Raw genomic sequence first — 22,363 nt, 5'->3', positions numbered from 1 at the left:
CATATATAGCGAAGCAGCGGGGCCCGAATTACCCCCTAGTCCCCACCCCCTCGGGAGGACCCGTTAAATTCGTGCAGGGCAAACAAGTCAAGCAATACAGGCACAGAAACAGCCTTTCTTGCTCTCTATCAGGGCTTGGCGGTGGTCATTGCATCGGCAAATGCATCGCGGAACTCAGCGCTGTAGTTGGCCTTGACGATGTTGTTCGCGATCTTGAAGAACGGGAAGATCGTGCGGTACATCGGCGCGCTGCGGCTGAACACAAACACCGGCCGGACTGCATCGCCGAACGCGGTTTCTTTGCGCTCCCACACCCCGGCCGTGCCATCGACAACGCCGGAAAAATAGCTGCGGGCATTGCCCTTGCGCTGGCTGCGGTTGCTGCCGGTGGCATTGGCTTTATAGCCGCGTCGGCTTTCTGCCGCACCGAGGCCGGATAGGATTTTGTTCATCAAGCCACGCGATACGTTGCCGTGCTTATCGAGGACATTCGGACTGGGAATAGCGTATTGACCAGCCTTCATCAGGCCGTTCGAGATCAGCGATTTTTCAAAGCGCTTATGCGGACGTGGCCCGCCCCGGACGGTCTGCTGAAGATAGGTATCAGCGGGAATACCTGAGGTCCAAGAGTCCTTGAAAAAGACTTCAGCCGGTTTACTTTTGGTGGCCATTTTCACGAACAGGCTATTCATGGTGGTCCGCGTTGGCCTGTCGAGGCGCTGCGCCATAACGGCCAGTTCACCCTTCTTGACCCGTTTGGCTAAGCGGGTTGCAGTCAAAACAAGGACGTGCGGAACGTGCTTTTTCTCAAGTTCTAACAACGCCTTAGACACTGGCAGCATGTCAGGAGTGATCGTAATGTTGACCAATTAGTTTGTCCGGATAGCCGAGCTTTAATGTGAGTCGATCTGTGGAAGACGCCATCACTGCTCCACGATGGTATTCCTCGCTATGAATTTTGAGATCTGATACCAGCTTTCCTCGCCAAAAACTGGGTGTACAAACCTCCGGTTACATCAGCACCGATGACCGCAATTACGATGCCCAAACCGGCTGCGAGATAAAAATTGCTCCACAACGCCATCGCTAGTAGCAAGGTAGCCATACCCAAAAGACCAGACGCGAGAAAACGCAGCGCTACACGCTGGAGGATCTTTCGAAGGCTCAGATCAGTTCCTGATGCTCTCAACATCTCCCCAGACAAACCGGCCATGCTTAACAATATCAATAGCCAAAGGGGTACATCGGCGAGAGCCTGGTGCTCTGTGTTCATCTTTAGTCCTCGAAGGTCCGGCTCCATGTCACTGTCATCCGCTCGGAGCAAAGAGGCAGGCATAGGGCCGAATACGAAAAAGCCCTGCTCGATGGCAGGGCTTATAAATGAGTACAAGGCCCGACTCAATGATCGGGTTCCTGAAACGCGTTTCGCTGCGTACACAGCAACCCACGCTGCTATAAAAGCAGATCTATTCCGTGCGGAAAAGGGCTTTTTACAAGGATGAAAATTTTCCTATAACTTGAATGCGCGTTCATGCTTCCCATGACCAATCAGGCTTGAAGTCATGACAAAGAAAGGACTGCGCACTTCTGTCCTCTTCGGCAGGCCGCAACCGGCCAAAACAGCAGCCTTATAAGGCTGAATGCGCTTTTCGGAGTACGTAATAGCTAATTGGCTGAATTCGTAAAGTGAAGGAATTTACGCTTAAAGAAAAATGCAGATGATGGCACGCTTAAAATTTACGTCTATACTCGATTTCAACGTGACCTGTAATAATATAGCGCAAAGTCATGCAACCAAAAGACCTTAGATAGATACACGCTATCGGTGCATCGAGAGTTGATCACAATTGAGGACTCTGCGAAGTCTCCACATGGATAAGAATTAAAGGAGCGGTTGACGAATAAGGTGAGAAAATTTAGCGCCCCATCATTGCCACTCACATCAAAACTTAAGAGAATATATAATGAATAGGGCGCTTTTTGTTCTTGTAGCTCTTCCGATGTTTTCAGAAGGCAGCACACTTTCCGTCACAGCGACTCCAGTGCAAGCACCGGCAAGCTGTCATATCATGGCATATAAGAGCAATGTGGTCACGGGGGGACAAGCAAAGCCGTATTTTTCCTCGATAAATGAAAACTACAGAGCGGATATCGTTTGTATCGGTGACACACTTGAAATCAACGAACCAATTTATAGTAATGGTGGCGACGTAGTAATTTGGGCGTCGACGGTAAAAATAAACGCACCGATAGACACGCGCGTCCACATTGATCATGCCGGCTTAGATTATTTTGAAAATGGAGAATTCCCCGCAAACCCCCCTAGCGTTTTTCCAACAGACATAATGCTTCAGCCGAAACCTAGGGAAGACGCTCGATATATGAAATCCTTTATTGAATATTACACCCGCTGCATTGATTGCATCAACATATCAAAGAGCGTTTGGATTCCACGAGCTCCTTCAGGGATTGTGCCAGGGTACGCATTTGATTTAAAAGTCAAAGATGGATTAAAAACTTTTGATAAAGACTTGAATTTTGACACCTTGAAATCCGGCAACACATACATTATTTCAAGCAATGTGGAAATTTCAACAAACCTGAAAACCCCCATCCCTCCTCCTAATTTGCCGGCATGCAACACAACAGAGAAAATTAATTACGTACCTTATGCAGTGAACGCTAAAGGTATAACTGGTGGGAATGGTGGTGCCGGCTCACCATCCACTTGTACAAATTATCTTAAAAGAAAATTCGACTGCTTCTCACATTATTTTTTAGAGTCTGGAAAAAGCGGTCCAGGCGGCAAAGGTGGTAATGCTGGAAATATAAACTTTATTAAAATTGGGTCGCCATGGGGTAGTTCAGAAATAACTGCTCTTCAATCTGTTTCATCAGTAGCGGGAGGCGATCCTGGCGAACGAAAAAGCTACTTTTCTCCTACCGCACGAGGAGACTATTCAGCTACCGGTAACTACTGTGATTTCAGACGAAAAACTTCTATTGACTACCCTGCCTCTGAAACGGGTCAGTTTGGGGTTTTGAGCTTTAGCTCAATGGACGCAGGAAGTGCTCTGAACTTTGTAGGACAGCTAATATCAGTGAAAGATGCCCGATTTGACTATGACCTGGGCGAGTTAGCCAAAAGAGCGTCACTTGATAAAGGGATCTCCAATGTTACATTCGATGATTATCTGGTGTCTCGCCTCGGTGACCTTCTCGGGAAAGCAGAGTTGAACTTGGTAGAAGCGCTCCGCGCTGTAGTTTTAAATGACACCTTCCCTCCGGAAAACTCATTTAGCCCCGCTAGTTTTCAGATTATGGACACTGAAGAAATTTCCACGATGCGTCTATCTGGCCGAGCTAAGATTATCTCCAGGCAGCTATCTAATTTTTCACCACAAGAAAACCAAATGAACATCTTAACTTCCTACTTGATGGCAGTTGGAGGCATATTAAATATTAGTGACACAAACCCTCTAGAAACATTTAGATTTCAAGCATTACGAACTGAAATCTCCACTCAGACAAAAATCCTAGAAGATTTACATCTGGAGTTGAACGGTATCGGTAAAACACTAGCAGAAATCGATATCAGATCAGAAAAAAAAGAGCGAATGACTGCCCTAGCCGGGTTACAAAATCAAGTACGGGAAGCATCCGAACTTCTAGAGCAACAACATGAACTTGAAAAAGTAGGACATTTGGGTAAAATTTTAGGGCAGGTTGGCACCTCAGCAGGGAAAGTTTATGCGAGCTACCAAAGTGGTGCACCTACACTCCTCGTGGAAAGTATAGGGGGGCTTGCGTCATCAATGGACCAGCTGAGAGCATATTTGGTCGACAATAATAGTGACTCTCAGAGTTTGGCGTTACTCCAGAACAAGCTGAAAATATTGCAAAAAGAGTATGAAGATTTCATGGGGGATATTTCCAACACGAGACGTTCACATAACGAGTCGAGGATAATGACTCTGGAGTCCTCACTGTTAGCTAGGGGGAATCTAGCAGGAAAACTAGAGAGTCGTCATATTCAGTTTAATAATCTCTTGGGTGCGTCCTATGCGTCTTATTTAGAGAACCCTACAAGCGCAGGAAAAATTAAATTCGAGAACAACTTAGATAGCTTGAAAGTATTTATAGAGCAATACCCCATGAAGGAGCCAGCATTTGACATCAGCAGCATCAATATTGACTGCGGAAAAAAACCATTATTCTTTAGAAAAGGTAACTGGAGATGCACTGAACTTTCCATGCAAACATATTCACAAGCGATCGTTCATCCACACTTACTAACCTCTGGAACTGTAGTTGATATTCCTCTTTACGTTTTATCCTCCAGAAATTCAGGACGCTATGTTACGTTCAAGCTTCCAGTAAATATTAGACCTTTGGACTATAAAAAATAGGTTTCAGGCGCTCAAACGAATTAGCAACGTGCTGAGATAGGGCTGGAGGCCGCCCTATACTCAGCTGAGAGTTTTGCATTTATCGCGAATCAATGTTTAGCGCTACAGGTCGGCCAGTCGATCAAGCAGCCTGCCGCATTGTGTCGACAGCACAATCGATCCACGCGACCCCTGCTCTCGCCAATTCCCGTGTCTTCCCTTCACTTATGCCGTAGTGCTTGCCAACCCGAACCATGGGCCATTTTGCGCCGTAGTAGAGCCAAATAATGTCCCCCATTTGACGATCACGGTGTGAGAGCCGCGCAACTGCGCTATCAATAGCGCAGGCCCATTCATCTGTAATGCAATAGCTTTTGCTCCCCGACACTTGGGGCATCGCCTGACGTATTAATGCAAACGTCGGCGAGATATAGGAAGGGACGCCGGCCCCATCCATCCGCCACCACCCCCACTGTTCCAGCAGGTATTCGGTATCGCCCAAAGGTCGGCCTGCCGGCTTTCGAATCATCATGTTCTCAATCCCCTGTGTAATTTGTTCCGCCGGCACCGCGACGGTTGTTCGTTTCGTAGTACTCGGCCTGGCCAGATGTCGACGAGGCCATCTGGAGCAGTTCAATGTCGCGCTGAGCCTGCTGCAATTTGAAGCTCAACTGCGTGACTAACTCGTCCGAAGAAAGCACCAACCTACTCCCCCAAATAACCCAACCTGAGCCGTTGCAAGCAGTACAAATCAGCTCATAAAACAGCCCTTTCACTACCGCTTTGCCCTTGCAAGTTGGGCAAGGTTCTAGCTCGATCAGTTGCCTTTTAAAGCCATGCCCCTGCCCTTTCTGCATGTTTGAATCCTCTTGTAAGATTAATTTCTGTTTTCGGCTTCAGGCCAACCAGCCCGAGGGGTCCAGGGCAACCGGCTTACTCGCGCGTCTTGCTCCTGTCTTGTCCTGCAATGCATCAAAACCCTGTGCGTCCAACCACCCGTGCCACCGCTCCAGGGCGTTGCGCTTTACCACCTCGCCCATCGCCTGAAAGTAGGTGCGCTCCAGTTCGGTCAGGGCGTGGTTGAGTAGTAGTTTTCCCACCAGTGAATCGACACCGAGGTTGGCCCAGATGGAAGGCGCCAGTTTGCGCAGGTCGTGACTGGTCCACTCGCCCGCTCCCAATCGGGCAAAAATGGCAAAGGCCTGGCTGCGTGACATCGGGCGCCCCGCACGTGAAGTCGCCGGAAACAGGTACGCCCCGTCGTAACCCTGGGCCCGCTGCTGCGCACGGTAACGTTCCAGAAAAGCCACCGCCTGCATGGTCAACGGCAACAGGTGGTCGCGCTTGGATTTAGTGTCATCGGCCGGGATGAACCACTCCCCCGCATCCAGGTGGATGTTTTTCCACTTGGCCAGACGGGTTTCGGTGATTCGCGTGGCATGGGTCAGCATCAACACCAGCAGCGTCACGGCCGTCGGTTCCGTGGTGAACGCTTCACTCCATTCGGCCAGCAGGTCCACCACGGCAACGTGTCGCAAGCGCGCACCCTTGGGCTTGATTTTGGCCTTGGTGAAGTGACTGAACGACACCCCAAGCAGTGGATTCACAGTGATCTTTTTCAGCGTCAAGGCGGCACCGAACACCACCTTCAGTACGTCCAACACCGACTTGACGTAGGACAGGCTGTACTCCGCCTGCATGTGCCAGACCAAGTGTCGGTCCAAGGTATCGGCATTGAGTTTGCACAAGGGCAAATCACCCAGAGCGGGCAACAACTGGCAGCGGATCGCGGACAACGACGATCCCCGGCGGCTTTTGGACAAACTATTATCGGTGTCCAGGCGCGCGGCATACCACTCCAACACCTGCCCGACCCTCTCCCAGCCATCCACCGTGGCAGCAGCTGACGGATCGGCCAACAACCGGGCCTGCACTACCGGCAAGCTGTCGAGCATGACCCGCGCTGGCACGTCGGGCCAGTTGGCAGCCTTTTTCCATTTGGCGCCCTTGTCGAAACGCACCAGGTGCCAACTGCCTTTGCTGCGGTCGTGACGGTAACGAAAGCGCAACGGGTGCCGAGGATCCTTCAGCTCGGTAATGGTCGGGTCGATGGCATGCTGTTTGATGACGGCATCAGACAGTTTCACAGTCAGGGTTTTCAAGGGAGCAGTCATTGGTCATCGCCCCTTTTGCCAAGCAGGTCGACCACTTCAAATGTCGAGGGCCACATCCAGGCGCCGTAGCGCTCGGCCATTGCCTGGTCAACGAACAGCGCCAATGCGTGATCGGGGGTGCTGCCCAAGTCCACCTTGTACGAACAGCAGAACACGGCAAACCGATAGTTTGCCGAATCTGGAATAGCCAGGCGGCGATCAGGCATCTCCACGCTGATCCCCATGCGCTTGCCCATTAGCCCCCCTTCAACAGAGATTGCAGGAGCTTGAATTTGTCGAGTGCTTCAGCATTGACCTCGCGCTCTGCCTCAACGGACAACGCCACTTCCTCGATACGCGCGGCGAGCTTTTTCATGCGCTGACCGACCTCCTCGGCAAAGCTGATGACTTCGCCAGACAGCACCGCCAATGTATCCAGAGCGCTACCCTCGGGTTTCTTGGTGGTAGCCACGGCCGGCTTGGTTTCTTTCGACATGCTCTGTTCTCTCTGGGGCGTAATGGTGATGGCGGTGCGCTGGAAGTGTCCGTTAACGGGTTCGCGAATGAGACCTGCGTCCTTCAACTCGCCCAGGCCGCGACGTACGGCCGGAAACTGGGCACCCGTGGTTTCGGCAACCATCAACGAATTGAAAATATCGTGAGCACTCCAGCGCTCCTGGATTGGCACGACCTGGAATACTTTGCGAGCGAGCGACGATTGCCCAGCGAGCATGTTTTGTTGCTTGGCCGCGTTCATCAGAAACCCTCCTTACCGCGTTGAGATTCCCACTCGAATGCCACACCAATGCAGCCGTTTTCGCGGATACGGTCGACACAGCGCGTACCAATGGCGTCGTTCAGTTCGGTGGGAGACAGGTTGCTGACGATGATCGTCGGACGGCATTGCTCGTAACGACCATTGATGATGCTGAACAGAGTGGCCAGCTCGAACTCGCTCTGCTTGGTTGCACCAACTTCATCGAGCACCAGCAGGTCCGCGCCAATCACCTCACGCAAGATGTGCGCCTCGGACTCGCCTGAGCGATCATTGAACGTCGCCCGAATCTCGCCGATGAGCGTGCCCACCGTTCGGTAAATCGCCTTGACCATGCATTCGTTGATCAGGTGACTGGCCGAGGCAATAGCCAGGTGGGTCTTGCCGGTACCGACCGTCCCCAACAGCAACATGCAGCGACCTTCCCGGCGATGCTTCGAAAAGTTGTCGACGTAGTCGGTGCACGCATCCAGGGCAATCTGCTGGGCCGGATTCGACACGACGAAATCGGCGAATGTCTTTTCCGCGAAACGCTTCGGAATCCGGGCGCTTGAGTGCTGAACTATCCGAAACTGACAGCGCTTGCGCTCGAGCTCTTGCATGTCGCGCTTGTTGCTCGCGCAGATGGGACACCCAGACACGTTGCCACCCTTGAGGATGACCGCCGAGTATTCGCCATGATCGAAGCAGCTCGCTGGCTGACGGCCGATGACGCCGAATTTGCGGTCCATGTGAGCGCCGAAGTTAGAGACGGAAGGTGCCATTGGCGTTCTCCTTGGTACCGGCCTTGTAATCGCGAGTGTCAAAGCCGGAATGGCGACTGGTCGGAGGTGGTGCGGGGATGACTGCTTTGTCGGGGAAGATCCCCGTCCATCCGTTGCTGATCGAAAGGGCCAGAACGGAATCGGGGGCTGGATGGTTCGCCAAGGCCTTGGCCTGTTGTTCACAGCTCTTGGCGGTGAGGGGTTTGTGGATTTCCTTGCGGTGCTGGCACCAGTCGGCCCAAACCTCGACGCTGACGTTTTCCGGCTTGGCGGTCAGCGGGTCGAACTTTGGCGATTTGCCTGGCGCGTTAGCGCCCTGCTTCTCCTGATTACTGGTTACCTGATTGGTACCCTGATTACTGGTACCCTGATTTGTCGGAAATTTTTCCGACCCTCCTCGGATTTTTTTCCGACCCTGTTCGGATATTTTTCCGACCTTGCTCGGAGATTTTTCCGAGGTAGATCGGATTTTTTTCCGACCCTCAAACACCTCAGAGGTCGGATATTTTTCCGACCCATCCAACTTGCGATTCCACTCTTTGGCCTTTTCGGTCAAACGAAACAAACTGATGTTGGAAGTGTGGGATAGCTCGATCAGCCCGGCGGTCTCGAGCCCTTTGAGAAGTCGGTACGCTGTATCTGGTTTGTCGGTGAGCAAGGGCAATTCCTCCACGATCTTTGCCTTGCTCAAGGCAAAGAAAATCCCGTTATCGGTCTTGATTGGCCTTGCCCAGCTAGGACACTCGTAGACAAACGAAAACAGCAGCGCCTGCTGGGAGTTCAACCCCCACTCCAGTGCTTTCACCTGGTTGATCGTGATCGTGAACTGCATATCAACCCTTCCCGGTTGACGGTCGGGATTGGCGCTTCGATTTGTGCAACTCAATCAGTGCGGTCACCTCCTCGTGCCGGGCAGCCAAGTGCTTTGCATGCAAGGCTAAAATCTCCGATGCTTCCACGGCGGTGATTTCGCCATCCTCCAACGCCAGGGCAAGAAACTGGTCAACCCGGCCGCGCTTCACAGAAGTACGCAACGAGCGCTGGTGCATGTCGACATTGTCCAGATCGCCAACCTCAGGCAGACGAACAAATACGCCGCCGTACATCGCGCAGATGTAGTCCGGTAGGCGCGTGGTGCCCTGCTCGCTTTCGAGGACGTAAACCTCCTCATCGCTAAGAGGAACAACACCGCCACTCTCATAAACCTGATTCTTAAAACGCTTCAGATCGAGACTGAGGCGAGCTGAAGCGCATACCTGGCCGCCTGGGTATTTCTTTGCGACCTCGATCACCACTGCGCGACGGGTTTCTAGTACTGGCGATTTCATTTTCTAGTTTTCTCTCGGCGCCGTTGCGCTCAAAGTTTGCTCATGAAATGGGCAGCATCCGGCGACGCGACCTTTTTGCGCTTTGGACCGGGAATGGTCTGAGCTCTTCCGCTGTGAAAGAGCCGTCTGCGTGCTCCGTAACAAAAACGTCACGCCCTGCCTGCAGAGCTTTATTTACTGAACTTTGGGTCATGCCTAACAAAATTCCGGCCTTGGTCTGCCCCTTCTCGGTAGCAAATTGGCTGAGGGTGATTTGACGCACTGTCCGATCTCCGGTGGTGTATCTGAGGCGATAATATCTCCCATGGAGCTTTTTTAAGCAACTCCAAAGGAGATAGCAATGCATCTCCACCGGGAATATCCTTCGGAAATGAAAAATGACAGACGACCATTACTTGAATGGGAAAAGACGGAGTGCGCCGCATTAAAAGCGGAGCTGGCTTCCTACAATGCGCGCGCCCCTAAAGGCGAGAAGCTGACTCAAGAAGAGATCGCGCTCTCCGTCGGCATGAGCCAAGGCACGCTGAGCAGTCACTTGAATGGTAACCGTGCGCTCAACAAGGAAATGGCAGCTGAGATAGCCAAAATGCTTGGCATACCCGTAGAGCGGTTTAGCCCCCGGATCGCAAAAGAAATCTCTGATTTAGCGATTGCTGCCAATGCTGTTCCACTAGTCAAACCGTTGCAGTCAAACGTTGAGCCAGGCCCGCCAATTACCAGCGCTCCCCGTCGAATCGATATTGTTGGAACAGCGCAACTCGGTCACGAAGGTTATTGGACGAGTCTTGACCAGGCTGCTGGCTGGGTTGAGACCTACTCCAGAGATGAGGACGCCTATGCACTCCGACTTAAGGGTGACTCGATGGCTCCGGCAATTCGTAGTGGCTGGATCGCCGTTTGCGAGCCCAATCACCGCCTAGTACCGGGCGAGTATGTGATGATTACTACTACCGACGGCCAAAGCATGGTCAAAGAACTTCTCTTCGAAACCGATGAAGACGTCAGCCTCATGTCGATAAACACGGCATACGGTGAACGACTGACGATCGCTCGGTCTGATATCGAGAATATTCACTACGTAGGGGCAATCCTTGCCCCCAGCAAGGTGCTGGGCAGAATCTAAATTTGAGCCCTTCGATTTGTCTGTAATCCTCCTTAACACCTCCCTCCTGAAGCCCGCAGATTGCGGGCTCTTCTCTGTTAAATAATTGTTTTTAATCATTAATATTTAGCGCTAACAAGGCAAACCGCTCAGTGTATATCCATACACAAATGGAGCAGTGCTATGGCAAAGCCACAGAACAAACCAACATTGCCGGACTCATTTGAGCGTCTCGGTCTCCGCATCCAAAAAATTATTAGCGCCCCAACCGCCCAGAAACGAAAGACAGCCGTCATTCGTAAAACCTCAGATGAATGCCCACGAGATTGGAAGCGACTCCTTGAGGACATAGCCGATACCGAAAACGTTACGTTGAGCCCAGAAGAAGACGACGCGATCCGTGTCTCCTGGAGACTGCCAGCCAATATTTGATAGCCATAAAAACTCGCGCAATGCGGGTTTTTTTATGGCCACCGGAATATTTATCTCCTATGGAGTTGACTTATAAAGCTCCACGGGAGATATTTGAGTCGTTGCCACGAAATAGATCGGCGACGCGGGATCTCCCGCCGCTCTTTAACAACCTCACCGATACAAGGCTGTTACCAGCAAAAAGACCAACGCACCCGGCGTGAGCGACTGCCACCTAAGTGCGCCATATCTGAGTCCCGCTGACAGCCCAATTAGATTTCACTTCATAGCCTTGGCAGCAGGGCTATGTGGGAAATCCCCTCCCCTGCAATGAGGAAACACCATGTTCGGAATGAAAAAACTCTTCGGAAAACAAGTCGGCAACGCCCAGGCCGAAATGAAGAAAGTCGTTAACCGCGACTTGATGCAGGCCATTGTCGGTGGCGGCCTATTGGTCGCTGCGGCTGATGGTGAGATTGGAGCCAGCGAGGTTTCCAAGCTGGATGAGTTGATTCACTCCAACCCGAATTTGACGCACTTCGGCAGCGAGATCACCGAAACCATCAATCGTTTTACAGGCCAGTTGAACGCCAACTTTCAAGTAGGACGATTGGCGATCAAGCGGGAACTGGCCGACATCAAAAACTTTCCGGCCGACGCGGAGGAAGCCTTCGTCAACATTCTTGCCGTTGCCCAGGCTGACGGCCAGATCGGGCCAGCAGAGTTGGTGGTGTTGAAGGAAATAGGCATGCACTTCGGTCTACGCTTGGCTGACTACGGTATCGAGGCGTGAAGTACGCGACAAAGGTTCTGCTGATCCTGCTGACACTGATCGTGGGCTGCATGTTGCTGAGTGGTCTTGCCTCACGGGCCACTTGCTCTTACTACGGCTTCCAGACCGATCGAGAGACTCGCTACGCCGCCTTCGTTGGCTGCATGGTGAAGCTCGACGGTGCGTGGTTCCCTCGTAATGAAATCCGCGTAATGCAGTGATGTTTCACTGATGCCGCTTCTTGCAAGGCGGTATTGGGAAACCCACTCACGCAAGGAAATGGACAATGCTGATTTTGACTCGCAAAGAAGGCGAAAGCATCAACATAGGCAACAACATCACGATCACCGTGCTGGGTGTGAGCGGCAAACAGGTACGTATCGGGACTAGCGCACCCAAGGATGTCCCGGTGCATCGAGAGGAAATCACGCAGCGCATTCAGACGGGTTTGTCGAAGCCCGCGATGGCAACACCTGCGATCACTTAAGCAGGTCTTTTTGACACAAACAATGGCCCGGTTCCGATCGGGCTTTTTTACGCCTGCCTTTTATCAATCAGCCCCTTTCCTGCCCAATGGCCACCAGCAGGTGGTCGGAGTGCTGATGAATACACCTAACCTACTCCGAGGGATCAACCATGCATCCATCATTTCAAGAGCGCATCGATGAAGTCGGTGAGCTGCTGCAACGAACAAAGGTCGCCCGCTCCGGGTTCTACAGTCGTATTGATCGACGAGCCCCAGCCAAACCGGTGCGCTACCAAGTCGCCGGCGGAAGCTTCGGCATGTACCAGATTAAAGACCGCACCACCGGCAAGACTCGCGCCTTCCGTGCCGACTACAAGGCCGCTCACGACCTTGCCATGCAGTTTGAAGCCAAGGCCAATCGCCAGATTACGGTGGCGCAATGAAAAAGCGAAAGCCCAACAACATGCGTACCCGGATTGAGCGAACGAGCCGGGCCCTGCTCAATGCTAATCACGTCGCGGTGGTCCACATCGACCCCAGTGGACACCAAGGGATGATCAACAGGAAGAACTGCAAGAGCATCCCGCCAGGACAACGCATGGCCGAAGCAGTCTGCGACGTTGCCCATCGCTGGACCATCTATGTCAGTGTCCAGTGTCGCGATCAGCGCGGCCACCGCTACACCAAATCGGTAGAGGTCGCCCCTCAAGGCAATTATCTGGCCGCCCACCTCGAAGACGTGATCGAGGACACCTACAAAGCCCTGGTCGCCGAGAGCAATCCGAATCATCGGGTCGCGTCGGGCTGGATCGCCATTCCCGCCGAGGTTTCACTGACTGAAGAACAGGCCGCCCGGATGTTCGACGCCGTGGGCGTTTGGAATCAGCAGAGGCAGCATGAGACAGATAAGCAAACTGATCAGCGCTCGGAGCGGGCCAACCTGGCTGAACTTAATAATCATAAAGCACGATACGGAATATTCGACATCACGACATCGATCTTATGATCGATATTTCCAAGTTCCGAAACACGTCTATATCGCAATGACGAGACAAACGCCTTCATCGCCGTAAAAGCCAACTCTTGATTTCTCATCGGCCCAATATGAATGGCCTTAATAGCCTCAAATGGAATTTTTTCTACCACGTAGGGAATCAGCACCCCACTTTTCTCGCGAAACTTTAATAGATCACTTGGAAGCAACACATCAACTAGACACCTTACTTCTTTCTCCTCATTAAAACTTTGATTTTTAATTGTTGACGCTACTCGCACCAAAGTTTCCAGATACTGAACTGACTCTGGGCCAAATGCTCCCTCATTATCTATACACTCGGCAGCCACACCATAAAGAGCAGAAGACACCATACTTTCTATTTCTCTTCGCTTCCCGCCCTCATCATAAATACATTGAAATAATGCAATATCCATTATTTCAGAATCAAACTCAATGGCGTAATCACCGTACGCTCGCCACTGACTAAGTGCATCCCGAGCCTGGCTGAAAGAGCAAACAAATGTAGGCTCGATATTTACATAATGGGAAACGTGGACTCCCATTTCCGAGAGTAGCATTTCTCGTGCACCTTCTAAAAACCCCTCATTATAGCTATCAGATGCTAGCTCCTCCAAAACATGAGCCACGCCTTCATTAAGCTCCTGAGAGTCATTCAAGAACCTGATATCTGTGAGCCACAACTCACATTTCTCTAAAATGGATCTAACGGCCCCTACATCGGTGTAATGAAATAAGTTTCCATACATTGCAAGTTTTACTCCGTCACCAAAATCGATAGGCGGCAATATACAGCCGAGGAGCAATCATGCCCATCACTTACGGAAGCGTTTGCAGCGGCGTCGAGGCTGCGGCAATGGCCTAGCATCCGCTAGACATGTGCCTCCGATTGAAACGCAATCAAGTTTAACCACCTTCTGCCACCACGCGCGGCATGGAGCATCACATGGAATCCGAAATTCTTTCGGACGAAGAATTGGCGATTATCACCGGCTACAAGGCCAGGGCTTCCCAGCGACGCTGGCTGATCGACCACCAATGGGTCTTCATCGAAAGCCGAGGCAAGCGCCCGTTGGTTGGTCGGCACTATGTCCGCATGAAGTTGGGCATGGTGTCACCTACCGCTCTCAACCCGCCCTCCACTCCCGCGGCGCCAGCATGGACGCCAGACTTCTCACGAGTGAACTGATATGCGTCCCCGCAATGCCGAAACACGCAACTTACCGCCAAGGATGTATCAGTGGACACGTCCCCGAAAAAGCGGAAAAACCTGGATTGCTTACTACTACTTGGATATGTCGGGAAAGGCGATACCGCTAGGCAAAGACCTCGACAAGGCCAGGATCAAATGGGCTGAACTCGAAGCCAAGGAGGCGCCTCTCGATCTGCGAACCATGAAGGGCATCTTCGATAGATACATTCGCGATATTGTCCCCAAAAAAGCAGCACGCACCCAGAAGGACAACCTCTCAGAGATCAAGCAACTACGACCAATGTTCGACAGTGCACCTATCGATGCCATAACACCTGCAGCAATTGCCGGTTACAGGGATGCACGCTCGGCGAAAGTACGGGCAAATCGCGAAATCGCCACCCTCTCCCACGTATTCAACATGGCACGAGAATGGGGTCTAACCTCAAAGGAAAACCCGTGCCAAGGAGTCCGTAAAAACAAGGAAACCCCACGCGATTACTACGCAAACGATACTGTCTGGAATGCGGTGTACCAGAAAGCAGGTCAAGAGCTGAAAGATGCCATGGACCTGGCTTACCTGACGGGTCAGCGGCCAGCGGACGTACTAGTAATGCGCAAGGACGACATCGAGGGAGGATTCCTGATGGTTCAGCAAAACAAAACCAGCAAAAAAATTCGAATACAGACGACCACTGACGGCTCTGCAAACAGCTTGGGCTTGCTGATTGCCCAGATCGCCAACCGTAATGCGCAGCATCTGTCGAGCTATCTGATAGTTAGTCAAAGAGGAAAACGGATGACGGCTACGATGCTGCGTAAACGATGGGATGAGGCAAGAGAGAAGGCGAAGCAGGCGGCACTTGATAATAGCGACACACCCTTGGCGAGCCGGATTGCAGAGTTTCAATTCCGAGACATCCGTCCTAAAGCGGCATCAGAGATCACGGATATTGGTGAAGCCAGCTTGCTGCTAGGACATACCAAAGGCGACATTACCGAGCGCGTTTACCGTCGTGTCGGCGCCATTGCTAAGCCCTCAAAATAGCCAAAAAAGTGTTACAAAACCCTAATACCACCCCTTGTAGAATGCGGCCTGTAGAGGTGGCAAAAAAAATTCGTATTAGAACGAAAATGAGCTGCACGCCGCAGAATAAAGGAACTTGCATATCGGACTTGAAAACCGTCGACTGTAACAGGTCCATGAGTTCGAATCCCATCGCCTCCGCCATCTTTATACGACAAAGCCCTGATTATTCAGGGCTTTGTCGTTTCCGGGGTTTGGCGAACATGCGACCACACTCAAAGCGTGACAAAACCATCCCGTATTCCCGCCTTCCTACATCCTGCCCCCGATAATGGTTTGACGATCATCAAACTGCACGGTGCCCGGTTCAACACACTCTCGGCGGTATCGCCGATAAAGCCCTCAGGCCCATGGTGATAAGCCGTGCCCAGCACCACCATGTCGAAAGCATGCTGTTGAGCGAACCGCGCGATTACCTTGTGGGGGGAGCCCGTCAATAAATGTCGGTGGGCATCCTTGATGCAGTAGCGCTCGGCAAGCACATCGAAAGCCTCTTGTTGGGCATCCTCGATAGCGTCTCTCAAATTCTCATCAAGACTGCCTGTCGGTACACTCATCGGCGCATCGCTTATCTCTGACCAACGACTGACATTAAGCAAGTGCAACTGCGCACCGCAACTGGCCGCCAGAGTAGAGGCCAGGTCGAGTATTCGGTCATTCAATCCCTGAGTGAGTTCCTCCAGATGGGACAGATCGATCGCCGCGAGAATTTTCAAGGGTTTGGGATTTTTGGCGCTGGTCACCAGGTGCAGGTGGGTCGGACACTCGCGAAGCAGTCGCCAGTCCACAGGCCGGTGAAAGGCACGGTCAAGTGCCGGCACATAATGGGTGTCCTTGATCACCAGGTCCGGAAGAAAGTCGTTCACGTACTCCAGCAGGTTTGTCAGGCTCGACTTGGCCCAGACCACTTCGGTGGTCACCTGTATGCCGCCGCATCGTTGAAACCGGGCCTGCTGCTCCAGCCAATGACGGTGAACCTGCAGATAGCCTTCTCGTGCCTGTGCCATCGCGTCATGGTCAAGCAGACCGGCTACCGCCAGGGCCTGGACATAATCGAACGCGACAATGTGCAATAAGGCACCGGTTGCACCCGCCAAGGCATGTGCACGCTCAAACGCCGGGGTCAGGGTCATTTCGCTGGGGGCTATCAATAGAATGCGTTTGAGCTTGAGCATCACATACCTCGCCCTGAAACCTGCCTGAGTGCAAACCCGCCTGGCTGTCGAGCCTTGAGTCAAGCGTTTGTTACTTCGAGCGAACTCGTGACTGCAGCCAGCAAAAAGTCCTGTCGACTTGTTGCGACTGGAAAGCGGCAGTTCGATTATTTGGCGTTATGCCGTGGGAGATCTGACTTTTATCAACTAATCAACAGCTATCGTTAACCGAACGACTGGCTTTCGATTACTTGAACCTTTGTTGATTCAGTTCAACGATTCTCCGGCTTCCTGGCGTAGAAGTACTCTGATGCACCACCTCCCCTAACGCTGGAGATTTGCCATGCTGGCAGTCACGCTGATCAATACGCTGGTGGTCATCATCGTCGTAGCGATCCACTACGAATGCCTGTTACGCCTGAATGACTGGCTACCCCGGCTCAAGGTGTGGAACCGCTTCAGAATCGTGGTTGGAGTATTCGGCGCCCTCCTGGCCCACGCCATAGAGGTCTGGTGCTTTGCGCTGGTCTATTACCTGATGGTGCACTCAGGGAAATGGGGCAACCTGACGGGTAACTTCGACGGTTCGCTGATGGACTGCGTGTACTTTTCCTTTACGACGTACACGACAATCGGCTTCGGCGATATTTCGCCAGTGGGCAACCTCAAATACCTGACCGGTCTACAAGCCCTTACCGGGCTGGTGCTCATCACATGGACCGCATCCTTCCTGTTTCTGGAAATGCAAAAGTACTGGAAGCGCAAATAATCCCCTTTCTGACTCATATCAGACTCAACTATCGAACTGACGTTCTGGATCAAGCCTTGTACAGACAGGATCTAGACCGCCAGAACGCAGCATGGCACCTGATACAGAATATGCTCGGTCGTGCTGCCTAGAAGCTTGCCCACACCATGGGACTGGACTCTGCCCATCACGATCACATCCACATTGTGTTCGTTGGCAAACTCGCTCAACACCGTGACCGGGTTTCCCTCAATCAAATGTCGACGATCGGAGGGCACTCCGAACCGATCTGCCAACTCAATGAAAGACTTTTCCAGGTCTCTGCGAAGTTCTTTGGTCAGGTCAGCCAGTGTCAGGCCGCCCATCTCCGCCAGAAAAGCGGCCGAGATATCGCAGGCATACAGCAAATGCAACTCGGCGCTGCACTGCATCGCAAGGCTGCAAGCCTGCTTGATGATTCGGTCGTTCAGTTCATTGTCGGTAGACTCGATATCCGATACCTCGACCGCTGCTACAACCTTGCGAGGCAAAACGAAGCTGCTCCCGCCCACCAGAAAAACCGGCACCGGACAGTGACGCAACAAGTGCCAATCCAGCGGGGTGAAGAAGGCCCGCTTGAGCACGGACTCATGCTGAACCTCCTTGATCAACACGTCGGGCTGCATGTCCGTGACGTGTTCAATGATGTCTTGCTTCATGTCCTCGGCCCAGGCCACCTCGGTGGTCACCTCTATTCCCCTGCCACGCAAATTTTCGGCCTGAGCCTCAAGCCAGCCGCGATGGTCCTGCAGGTAGCGCTCCCGACCCGATTCTCGATCGCCCTCTTCAAGCAGCGATAACCATTTGAACGAAGGGATAAGCGCCGCGATATGCAAACTTGCACCGCTGGCCTTGGCCAGCGCCGCTGCATGACTCATGGCTGGAGAATGGCGCAAGGCCGGGTTGATGATCAGTAACAGGCTTTGATACTGGCTCATGATAAATCTCCTGTGGGGTGGAAATTCGACGCAGGCGGACTCTGTGTAGACGAAAGCACTTGGCCATCAATGGCCATTGCCGGCTCAGCCTGGACATCATGTGCCTGCAGTTGCCCGGCACTTGGATGATTGCTCATGGGAGCCAGCCGACGGAGCGGTTTTTTACCCGTTTGTCTGTTACATCCACAATAGTTCGGAACAACCGGTGGTTTGGGCAGGTAGCACCTATGCTAAGCCCATCCATACGGGGGCATTTAGATCATGTCTGAAGCCAGGCCGTTTCAAATTCAAAACCTCAAGTCTGCATGTTCCAACTGCAGCGTCCTGGAACTGTGCCTGCCGCTTGGCCTGACCGGTCCGGAAATCGAACGTCTCGACACACTGATCGTGCAACGACTCAAGGTCAAAAAAGGCGCGACGCTTTACCGCGCAGGCGACCCGTTGCGTTCGCTGTATGCGGTGCGAATCGGTTCGTTCAAGACCAGCGTGCTGTCGGTCGATGGTCGCGAGCAAGTCACAGGGTTCCAGATCCCCGGCGAAATGCTCGGTCTGGACGCCATCAGCACCGATCTGCATGCGTGTAATGCCGTTGCTTTGGAAGATAGCGAGGTCTGCCCCATCCATTTTGCTCACCTGGAAAAACTTGCCCGGGAACTGCCTTCGTTGCAGCACAACTTGAACAAAATCCTCAGCCGGGAAATCGTTCGCGATCACGACATGCTGATGATGCTGGGCAATATGAACTCGGATGAACGCCTGGCCGCTTTTCTCCTCAATTGGTCGCAGCGCTTGAATACCCGCGGTTATTCGTCCACCAGCTTTGTGTTGAAAATGCGTCGGGAGGAAATTGGCTCCTACCTGGGCCTGCGCCTTGAAACCATCTGTCGGGGCATCGCGCACCTGCGAGACCAGGGACTGGTGGAAATAAACGGCCGCGACGTCAAGATCCTGAACATGGACGGGCTCAAGCAACTGAACGTGGGCTGCCATCGTAACCTCCACTGACACCTGCAGCCTGGAGAATCTTCATGCGTGCCATGGTGCTGGCTGGCGCTGTTGCGCACAGGTCGGTTCAACGGTGCGATAGTACTCATTCCCTGACATGCGACCTGACCACCAACAGACTGCCCGGCACGGAGTACAGCGCCCGCTCTGTATTGCTGCCGATCAACCGGTCGAGCCCCACCCGATGCGCAGTGCCCATCACCACGACATCGGCCAGGTATTGCTCGACAAACTCACTGATCACCGGCACCGGCAGCCCCATGACGAAATGCCGTCGCTCCGGTGGCACCCCGTAGCGATCCGCCAGTGCAACAAACGCCTGGTGCAAGGATTGACGCAGCTCTTCGCTCAGATCCACGCCCCAACCGCCCCCGGCCAATGGCGCGTCGCTGTTGAAGGCAGGCGACAGGTCATAGGCGTAAAGCAGGTGTAGCGGCGCATCGCATTGCAGGGCCAGGGCATTGGCGGTCTGAATGATGGTGTCGTTCAAACCGCTCAATTGTGTCGATGGATCGAACGGATCCACTGCCGCCACGATTCGGTGCGGCAAGCTGTAACGAACGTGGTTGACCAGATGCACGGGGATCGGGCATTCACGCAACAAGTGACAATCAAGCGGGGTGATGAACACTCGCTTGAGCACAGGTTCAAGGGTTACATCCTTGATCAACAGGTCGGGCTTGAGATCCTCGACCGTCTTCAAGATATCCAGCAGCGCATGGGTGGTGAAGACGGCTTTGACCGTCACCTGCAGGCCCAGGTCGCTGAGTCGATCGAGCTCTTCGGCCTCCCAGCGACGGTAGCGACGCAAATACCGCTGTTGCTCTGCGTCATCGACTTTTTCTTGCCATAAATGCACCACCGGTGCCGGTTCGACAAAGGCCCGCACATCCAGTACGGCCCCGGCTGCCTTGGCCAATGCGACGGCACGCAACTGGGCGGGAGACTGATGCAGGGTTTGGTCAGCGATCAGCAGAAAACGTTGATATTGACCCATCACACACCTCCGTTCGACTCCGGCCATACAGTGCCGGCATATTTTCAAGACTGCGCTCTATCACCTGGCGCGGTTTGATTTACATCAAGCACGCACGAATCAACGCCGCCGACACGGGTGTCTGATCCAGATCAGATTCAAGCATCGACAGCGGTGTAGAAAAGGATTCAAACGCGGTTCTTTTGCCGTATGCCAACCTTTCAAGCCGCACTGGAGGAACACCCCATGCTTACCGTCAAAGACCACAATGATCGGGCCGCAGCCACCTATGCCGCGGTTGACGGCCAATACTGGATCGAAGCGCTCAGGGACGGTCGACACGTGCTAATTCGACCACTGGAGGAAAAGGATCGCGACAGGGAATACGCGTTCATCAAACGGCTGTCTCCCGAATCCCGCCACATGCGTTTTCTCGCGCTGATCAAAGAACCCAGCACTGCGATGCTCAATCAGTTGATGGACACGGACAACAAACAGCGTGTGGCCTATATCGCCCTGGTCCATGACAACGGGCAACTGGTCGAGATCGGTATCAGCCGTTACGCGGCCACCCGCGAGCATGAGTGTGAATGTGCCGTTACGGTCGCCGATGAATGGATGCATCTGGGGCTGGGCACGTTACTGATGGACCATCTGATCAAGGCAGCCCGCAAAAACGGCTTTCGCCCGATGTATTCGGTGGACGCCTCCAGCAATGCCCCCATGCGCGACCTGGCCAAGGCGCTCGGATTCGAGACGCACAATGATCCCGACGACAGCCGTCAGGTGATCCATCGTCTTTACCTTTAGACAATCGCTGCGCGATGTTCCGGCCACCGGCTCGTCGCGGGGCGATCAAGCCCTCAGGATTGCAGCATTCTTCCCGGCTTGATCGCCAGCACACTGCACGGTGCCCGATGCAGGAGTTGCTCGGCGGTGGTTCCGAGTAATTTGCTCAGGCCCTTGTGCTGTACCGTGCCCATGACAATGACATCGCAGCGGTGCTTGAAGACAAACTCACAAATACTCGGTACGGGTGCCCCCAACCTGAAGTGACGATGCTCCGGTGACACGCCGTGGCGTTCAGCGATGGCAGCAAATGCCTCATGCTGAGCCGCTCCCAACATTTCATGGATCCCGCTGGCCAGCGGCAGTGCGCCAATGCCCATGTCCTGTACGTATACAGCCGTCCAGTCATACACATGCAGCAACTCAAGACTGGCGTCACAGACTGAGGCCAGTTTCGCCGCGGCGTCGATAACCTGGTCGTTGAACACGCGGTCCTGATCTTCATCGCGCAACACATCAATGATGGCCAGCACGTTGCGTGGTCGGGCATTCAGCGCAGTAGTCACCAGATGCACCGGCACAGGGCAATCGCGCAGCAGCTGCCAATCCAGCGGAGTAAAAAATACTCGTTTTAATGCCGATTCTTCCTCGGCGTCCTTGATGATCAGCGTTAGCGGCATCTCATTGATGAAGTTCAGAATCTCCTCATAAGGATGCTGTACCCACACCACTTCGCTGGTGACCTCGACTCCCTGCTTGCTCATCAATCCGGCCTGATCCACGAGCCATTGGCGATGGGTTTGCAGATAGCCATCCCGAGCCCGGCTGAATTGTTCCGGGGCGAACAACCCGGCCACCGCCAGGGCCTGGGAATAGTCGAACGCCACGATGTGCAACGGCAATTGCATCGCGATCGCGAGCGCAGCAGCCCGGTCGAATGCCGGTGTCCGGGTCATGGCGGCAGGAGCGATCAAGAGTAAACGCTGAGATTGCGACATGGGGCACCTCGGCACACGGCCATTTCAATCCAGGAGTAGAACGACAGATTGATTACTCCTTGTTCCGACCACTTGATTTTTATCAGTTGCGCACGCGATATCCATCAGAACACCCCCATTCCCGTCCTCAACGCCAGGGTCAGCAATACCTGGCCCGGAATCAAGTAAACGGCGAAGCGGCGCCCGCCGCTGACCCAACAACGCCTTAATGGCGAACGTCCGTAAACCGGCACAAGCTCGGGTTTCGCCCTGACCCTTGTGCC

Annotated in this window: 28 protein-coding genes and 1 pseudogene; 13 read left to right on the top strand and 16 right to left on the bottom strand. The window is 53.2% G+C overall.

Annotated elements, in window-relative coordinates; all coding sequences use genetic code 11:
* Nucleotides 1–128: 128 nt before the first annotated feature.
* The gene (locus KSS91_RS12480) at nt 129–869 is read right to left on the bottom strand and encodes a hypothetical protein (RefSeq protein ID WP_217838147.1); all 741 of its coding nucleotides are present in this window, start codon (nt 867–869) and stop codon (nt 129–131) included.
* 80 nt (nt 870–949) lie between these two features.
* On the bottom strand, nt 950–1,273 hold the full coding sequence (locus KSS91_RS12475; RefSeq protein ID WP_217838146.1) for a phage holin family protein: 324 nt from the start codon (nt 1,271–1,273) through the stop codon (nt 950–952).
* Nucleotides 1,274–1,964: 691 nt separating this feature from the next.
* On the opposite strand from KSS91_RS12475, the gene KSS91_RS12470 reads away from it, so the two are divergent.
* Entirely contained in the window at nt 1,965–4,409 is a 2,445-nt protein-coding gene (locus tag KSS91_RS12470) for a hypothetical protein (protein ID WP_217838145.1), read from the top strand.
* A gap of 121 nt (nt 4,410–4,530) precedes the next feature.
* Here KSS91_RS12470 and KSS91_RS12465 read toward each other — a convergent pair whose 3' ends face one another.
* From KSS91_RS12465 to KSS91_RS12425, 9 genes are read right to left on the bottom strand one after another with little or no spacing between them, the layout of a single operon-like run.
* Nucleotides 4,531–4,920 carry an antiterminator Q family protein gene (locus KSS91_RS12465; protein WP_217838144.1) on the bottom strand — a complete coding sequence of 130 codons (390 nt, stop codon included), beginning with the start codon at nt 4,918–4,920 and terminating at the stop codon, nt 4,531–4,533.
* A 4-nt stretch (nt 4,921–4,924) separates the two neighbouring features.
* A complete protein-coding gene (locus KSS91_RS12460; protein ID WP_217838143.1) occupies nt 4,925–5,245 on the bottom strand; it encodes a hypothetical protein in 321 nt (106 codons plus the stop codon).
* A gap of 39 nt (nt 5,246–5,284) precedes the next feature.
* Nucleotides 5,285–6,562: a tyrosine-type recombinase/integrase gene (locus tag KSS91_RS12455; RefSeq protein ID WP_217838142.1), complete on the bottom strand. Its 1,278-nt coding sequence runs from the start codon at nt 6,560–6,562 to the stop codon at nt 5,285–5,287.
* Nucleotides 6,559–6,768, bottom strand: coding sequence for a hypothetical protein (locus tag KSS91_RS12450; protein ID WP_217838397.1), 210 nt, complete (start codon nt 6,766–6,768; stop codon nt 6,559–6,561). The genes KSS91_RS12455 and KSS91_RS12450 overlap by 4 nt, the downstream gene beginning before the upstream one ends.
* A 29-nt stretch (nt 6,769–6,797) precedes the next feature.
* Nucleotides 6,798–7,298 (bottom strand): hypothetical protein, encoded by a 501-nt coding sequence (locus tag KSS91_RS12445; protein ID WP_217838141.1) that lies wholly within the window; start codon nt 7,296–7,298, stop codon nt 6,798–6,800.
* Nucleotides 7,298–8,080 (bottom strand): ATP-binding protein, encoded by a 783-nt coding sequence (locus tag KSS91_RS12440; RefSeq protein ID WP_217838140.1) that lies wholly within the window; start codon nt 8,078–8,080, stop codon nt 7,298–7,300. Before KSS91_RS12440 ends, KSS91_RS12445 begins: the two co-directional genes overlap by 1 nt.
* Nucleotides 8,061–8,912, bottom strand: coding sequence for a phage replication initiator YdaU family protein (locus KSS91_RS28205; RefSeq protein ID WP_225923746.1), 852 nt, complete (start codon nt 8,910–8,912; stop codon nt 8,061–8,063). Before KSS91_RS28205 ends, KSS91_RS12440 begins: the two co-directional genes overlap by 20 nt.
* Before the next feature lies 1 nt (nt 8,913).
* A complete protein-coding gene (locus KSS91_RS12430; RefSeq protein ID WP_217838139.1) occupies nt 8,914–9,408 on the bottom strand; it encodes a YmfL family putative regulatory protein in 495 nt (164 codons plus the stop codon).
* Nucleotides 9,409–9,448: 40 nt separating this feature from the next.
* Nucleotides 9,449–9,754: a Cro/CI family transcriptional regulator gene (locus KSS91_RS12425; protein ID WP_411736617.1), complete on the bottom strand. Its 306-nt coding sequence runs from the start codon at nt 9,752–9,754 to the stop codon at nt 9,449–9,451.
* Here KSS91_RS12425 and KSS91_RS12420 point away from each other — a divergent pair.
* The 7 genes and pseudogenes from KSS91_RS12420 to KSS91_RS12390 form a co-directional block, all read left to right on the top strand.
* Nucleotides 9,749–10,531 (top strand): LexA family transcriptional regulator, encoded by a 783-nt coding sequence (locus KSS91_RS12420; protein ID WP_217838137.1) that lies wholly within the window; start codon nt 9,749–9,751, stop codon nt 10,529–10,531. The genes KSS91_RS12425 and KSS91_RS12420 overlap by 6 nt on opposite strands.
* 162 nt (nt 10,532–10,693) lie before the next feature.
* Complete coding sequence (locus KSS91_RS12415) at nt 10,694–10,942, top strand: DUF1654 domain-containing protein (protein ID WP_217838136.1); 249 nt, start codon at nt 10,694–10,696, stop codon at nt 10,940–10,942.
* Nucleotides 10,943–11,264: 322 nt separating this feature from the next.
* A complete protein-coding gene (locus KSS91_RS12410) occupies nt 11,265–11,714 on the top strand; it encodes a tellurite resistance TerB family protein (RefSeq protein ID WP_217838135.1) in 450 nt (149 codons plus the stop codon).
* A complete protein-coding gene (locus tag KSS91_RS12405; RefSeq protein ID WP_217838490.1) occupies nt 11,711–11,914 on the top strand; it encodes a hypothetical protein in 204 nt (67 codons plus the stop codon). The genes KSS91_RS12410 and KSS91_RS12405 overlap by 4 nt, the downstream gene beginning before the upstream one ends.
* 65 nt (nt 11,915–11,979) lie before the next feature.
* Entirely contained in the window at nt 11,980–12,180 is a 201-nt protein-coding gene (gene csrA / locus KSS91_RS12400; protein WP_217838134.1) for a carbon storage regulator CsrA, read from the top strand.
* 149 nt (nt 12,181–12,329) lie between these two features.
* Entirely contained in the window at nt 12,330–12,602 is a 273-nt protein-coding gene (locus tag KSS91_RS12395) for a hypothetical protein (protein WP_217838133.1), read from the top strand.
* Nucleotides 12,599–13,051, top strand: a pseudogene (locus KSS91_RS12390) (hypothetical protein); the annotation flags it as partial. The gene KSS91_RS12395 and the pseudogene KSS91_RS12390, both read left to right, overlap by 4 nt.
* 65 nt (nt 13,052–13,116) lie before the next feature.
* On the opposite strand, the gene KSS91_RS12385 reads toward KSS91_RS12390, so the two are convergent.
* The gene (locus KSS91_RS12385; protein ID WP_217838132.1) at nt 13,117–13,833 is read right to left on the bottom strand and encodes a DUF2971 domain-containing protein; all 717 of its coding nucleotides are present in this window, start codon (nt 13,831–13,833) and stop codon (nt 13,117–13,119) included.
* A gap of 287 nt (nt 13,834–14,120) precedes the next feature.
* Between KSS91_RS12385 and KSS91_RS12380 the strand changes: the two genes are divergently transcribed.
* Together KSS91_RS12380 and KSS91_RS12375 are read left to right on the top strand one after the other, a co-directional pair.
* Nucleotides 14,121–14,363 (top strand): DUF4224 domain-containing protein, encoded by a 243-nt coding sequence (locus tag KSS91_RS12380; RefSeq protein ID WP_150756586.1) that lies wholly within the window; start codon nt 14,121–14,123, stop codon nt 14,361–14,363.
* A 1-nt stretch (nt 14,364) separates the two neighbouring features.
* Nucleotides 14,365–15,414: a tyrosine-type recombinase/integrase gene (locus KSS91_RS12375; RefSeq protein ID WP_217838131.1), complete on the top strand. Its 1,050-nt coding sequence runs from the start codon at nt 14,365–14,367 to the stop codon at nt 15,412–15,414.
* A 254-nt stretch (nt 15,415–15,668) separates the two neighbouring features.
* Here KSS91_RS12375 and KSS91_RS12370 read toward each other — a convergent pair whose 3' ends face one another.
* Entirely contained in the window at nt 15,669–16,628 is a 960-nt protein-coding gene (locus tag KSS91_RS12370; protein WP_217838130.1) for a universal stress protein, read from the bottom strand.
* A 322-nt stretch (nt 16,629–16,950) separates the two neighbouring features.
* On the opposite strand from KSS91_RS12370, the gene KSS91_RS12365 reads away from it, so the two are divergent.
* The gene (locus tag KSS91_RS12365) at nt 16,951–17,376 is read left to right on the top strand and encodes a potassium channel family protein (protein ID WP_015094832.1); all 426 of its coding nucleotides are present in this window, start codon (nt 16,951–16,953) and stop codon (nt 17,374–17,376) included.
* A 71-nt stretch (nt 17,377–17,447) separates the two neighbouring features.
* Here the strand turns inward: KSS91_RS12365 and KSS91_RS12360 are convergent, their stop codons facing one another.
* Entirely contained in the window at nt 17,448–18,332 is an 885-nt protein-coding gene (locus KSS91_RS12360; RefSeq protein WP_217838129.1) for a universal stress protein, read from the bottom strand.
* A gap of 261 nt (nt 18,333–18,593) precedes the next feature.
* On the opposite strand from KSS91_RS12360, the gene fnr reads away from it, so the two are divergent.
* Nucleotides 18,594–19,337 (top strand): fumarate/nitrate reduction transcriptional regulator Fnr, encoded by a 744-nt coding sequence (fnr, locus tag KSS91_RS12355; protein WP_217838128.1) that lies wholly within the window; start codon nt 18,594–18,596, stop codon nt 19,335–19,337.
* Nucleotides 19,338–19,422: 85 nt separating this feature from the next.
* Here fnr and KSS91_RS12350 read toward each other — a convergent pair whose 3' ends face one another.
* Nucleotides 19,423–20,334, bottom strand: a complete 912-nt coding sequence (locus KSS91_RS12350; RefSeq protein WP_217838127.1) for a universal stress protein — start codon at nt 20,332–20,334, stop codon at nt 19,423–19,425.
* A gap of 225 nt (nt 20,335–20,559) precedes the next feature.
* Between KSS91_RS12350 and KSS91_RS12345 the strand changes: the two genes are divergently transcribed.
* Nucleotides 20,560–21,123 carry a GNAT family N-acetyltransferase gene (locus tag KSS91_RS12345; RefSeq protein WP_217838126.1) on the top strand — a complete coding sequence of 188 codons (564 nt, stop codon included), beginning with the start codon at nt 20,560–20,562 and terminating at the stop codon, nt 21,121–21,123.
* Nucleotides 21,124–21,176: 53 nt separating this feature from the next.
* Here KSS91_RS12345 and KSS91_RS12340 read toward each other — a convergent pair whose 3' ends face one another.
* On the bottom strand, nt 21,177–22,100 hold the full coding sequence (locus KSS91_RS12340; protein WP_217838125.1) for a universal stress protein: 924 nt from the start codon (nt 22,098–22,100) through the stop codon (nt 21,177–21,179).
* Nucleotides 22,101–22,363 lie beyond the last annotated feature (263 nt).

Source organism: Pseudomonas azerbaijanorientalis (assembly GCF_019139795.1).
GTDB lineage: Bacteria > Pseudomonadota > Gammaproteobacteria > Pseudomonadales > Pseudomonadaceae > Aquipseudomonas > Aquipseudomonas laurylsulfatiphila.
This window is presented reverse-complemented; position numbering and strand designations above follow the sequence as displayed.

Excerpts from the sequence above, each read along its gene's own strand:
- KSS91_RS12440 (WP_217838140.1), bottom strand. The coding sequence starts at position 8,080 with ATGGCACCTTCCGTCTCTAACTTCGGCGCTCACATGGACCGCAAATTC.
- KSS91_RS12370 (WP_217838130.1), bottom strand. The coding sequence starts at position 16,628 with ATGCTCAAGCTCAAACGCATTCTATTGATAGCCCCCAGCGAAATGACC.
- KSS91_RS12445 (WP_217838141.1), bottom strand. The coding sequence starts at position 7,298 with ATGAACGCGGCCAAGCAACAAAACATGCTCGCTGGGCAATCGTCGCTC.
- KSS91_RS12340 (WP_217838125.1), bottom strand. The coding sequence starts at position 22,100 with ATGTCGCAATCTCAGCGTTTACTCTTGATCGCTCCTGCCGCCATGACC.
- KSS91_RS12460 (WP_217838143.1), bottom strand. The coding sequence starts at position 5,245 with ATGCAGAAAGGGCAGGGGCATGGCTTTAAAAGGCAACTGATCGAGCTA.
- KSS91_RS12350 (WP_217838127.1), bottom strand. The coding sequence starts at position 20,334 with ATGGGTCAATATCAACGTTTTCTGCTGATCGCTGACCAAACCCTGCAT.
- KSS91_RS12455 (WP_217838142.1), bottom strand. The coding sequence starts at position 6,562 with ATGACTGCTCCCTTGAAAACCCTGACTGTGAAACTGTCTGATGCCGTC.
- KSS91_RS12360 (WP_217838129.1), bottom strand. The coding sequence starts at position 18,332 with ATGAGCCAGTATCAAAGCCTGTTACTGATCATCAACCCGGCCTTGCGC.
- KSS91_RS12365 (WP_015094832.1), top strand. The coding sequence starts at position 16,951 with ATGCTGGCAGTCACGCTGATCAATACGCTGGTGGTCATCATCGTCGTA.
- KSS91_RS12420 (WP_217838137.1), top strand. The coding sequence starts at position 9,749 with ATGCATCTCCACCGGGAATATCCTTCGGAAATGAAAAATGACAGACGA.
- KSS91_RS28205 (WP_225923746.1), bottom strand. The coding sequence starts at position 8,912 with ATGCAGTTCACGATCACGATCAACCAGGTGAAAGCACTGGAGTGGGGG.
- KSS91_RS12380 (WP_150756586.1), top strand. The coding sequence starts at position 14,121 with ATGGAATCCGAAATTCTTTCGGACGAAGAATTGGCGATTATCACCGGC.
- KSS91_RS12410 (WP_217838135.1), top strand. The coding sequence starts at position 11,265 with ATGTTCGGAATGAAAAAACTCTTCGGAAAACAAGTCGGCAACGCCCAG.
- KSS91_RS12470 (WP_217838145.1), top strand. The coding sequence starts at position 1,965 with ATGAATAGGGCGCTTTTTGTTCTTGTAGCTCTTCCGATGTTTTCAGAA.
- KSS91_RS12425 (WP_411736617.1), bottom strand. The coding sequence starts at position 9,754 with ATGCATTGCTATCTCCTTTGGAGTTGCTTAAAAAAGCTCCATGGGAGA.
- KSS91_RS12475 (WP_217838146.1), bottom strand. The coding sequence starts at position 1,273 with ATGAACACAGAGCACCAGGCTCTCGCCGATGTACCCCTTTGGCTATTG.
- KSS91_RS12430 (WP_217838139.1), bottom strand. The coding sequence starts at position 9,408 with ATGAAATCGCCAGTACTAGAAACCCGTCGCGCAGTGGTGATCGAGGTC.
- fnr (WP_217838128.1), top strand. The coding sequence starts at position 18,594 with ATGTCTGAAGCCAGGCCGTTTCAAATTCAAAACCTCAAGTCTGCATGT.
- KSS91_RS12415 (WP_217838136.1), top strand. The coding sequence starts at position 10,694 with ATGGCAAAGCCACAGAACAAACCAACATTGCCGGACTCATTTGAGCGT.
- KSS91_RS12465 (WP_217838144.1), bottom strand. The coding sequence starts at position 4,920 with ATGATGATTCGAAAGCCGGCAGGCCGACCTTTGGGCGATACCGAATAC.
- KSS91_RS12345 (WP_217838126.1), top strand. The coding sequence starts at position 20,560 with ATGCTTACCGTCAAAGACCACAATGATCGGGCCGCAGCCACCTATGCC.
- KSS91_RS12395 (WP_217838133.1), top strand. The coding sequence starts at position 12,330 with ATGCATCCATCATTTCAAGAGCGCATCGATGAAGTCGGTGAGCTGCTG.
- KSS91_RS12450 (WP_217838397.1), bottom strand. The coding sequence starts at position 6,768 with ATGCCTGATCGCCGCCTGGCTATTCCAGATTCGGCAAACTATCGGTTT.
- csrA (WP_217838134.1), top strand. The coding sequence starts at position 11,980 with ATGCTGATTTTGACTCGCAAAGAAGGCGAAAGCATCAACATAGGCAAC.
- KSS91_RS12375 (WP_217838131.1), top strand. The coding sequence starts at position 14,365 with ATGCGTCCCCGCAATGCCGAAACACGCAACTTACCGCCAAGGATGTAT.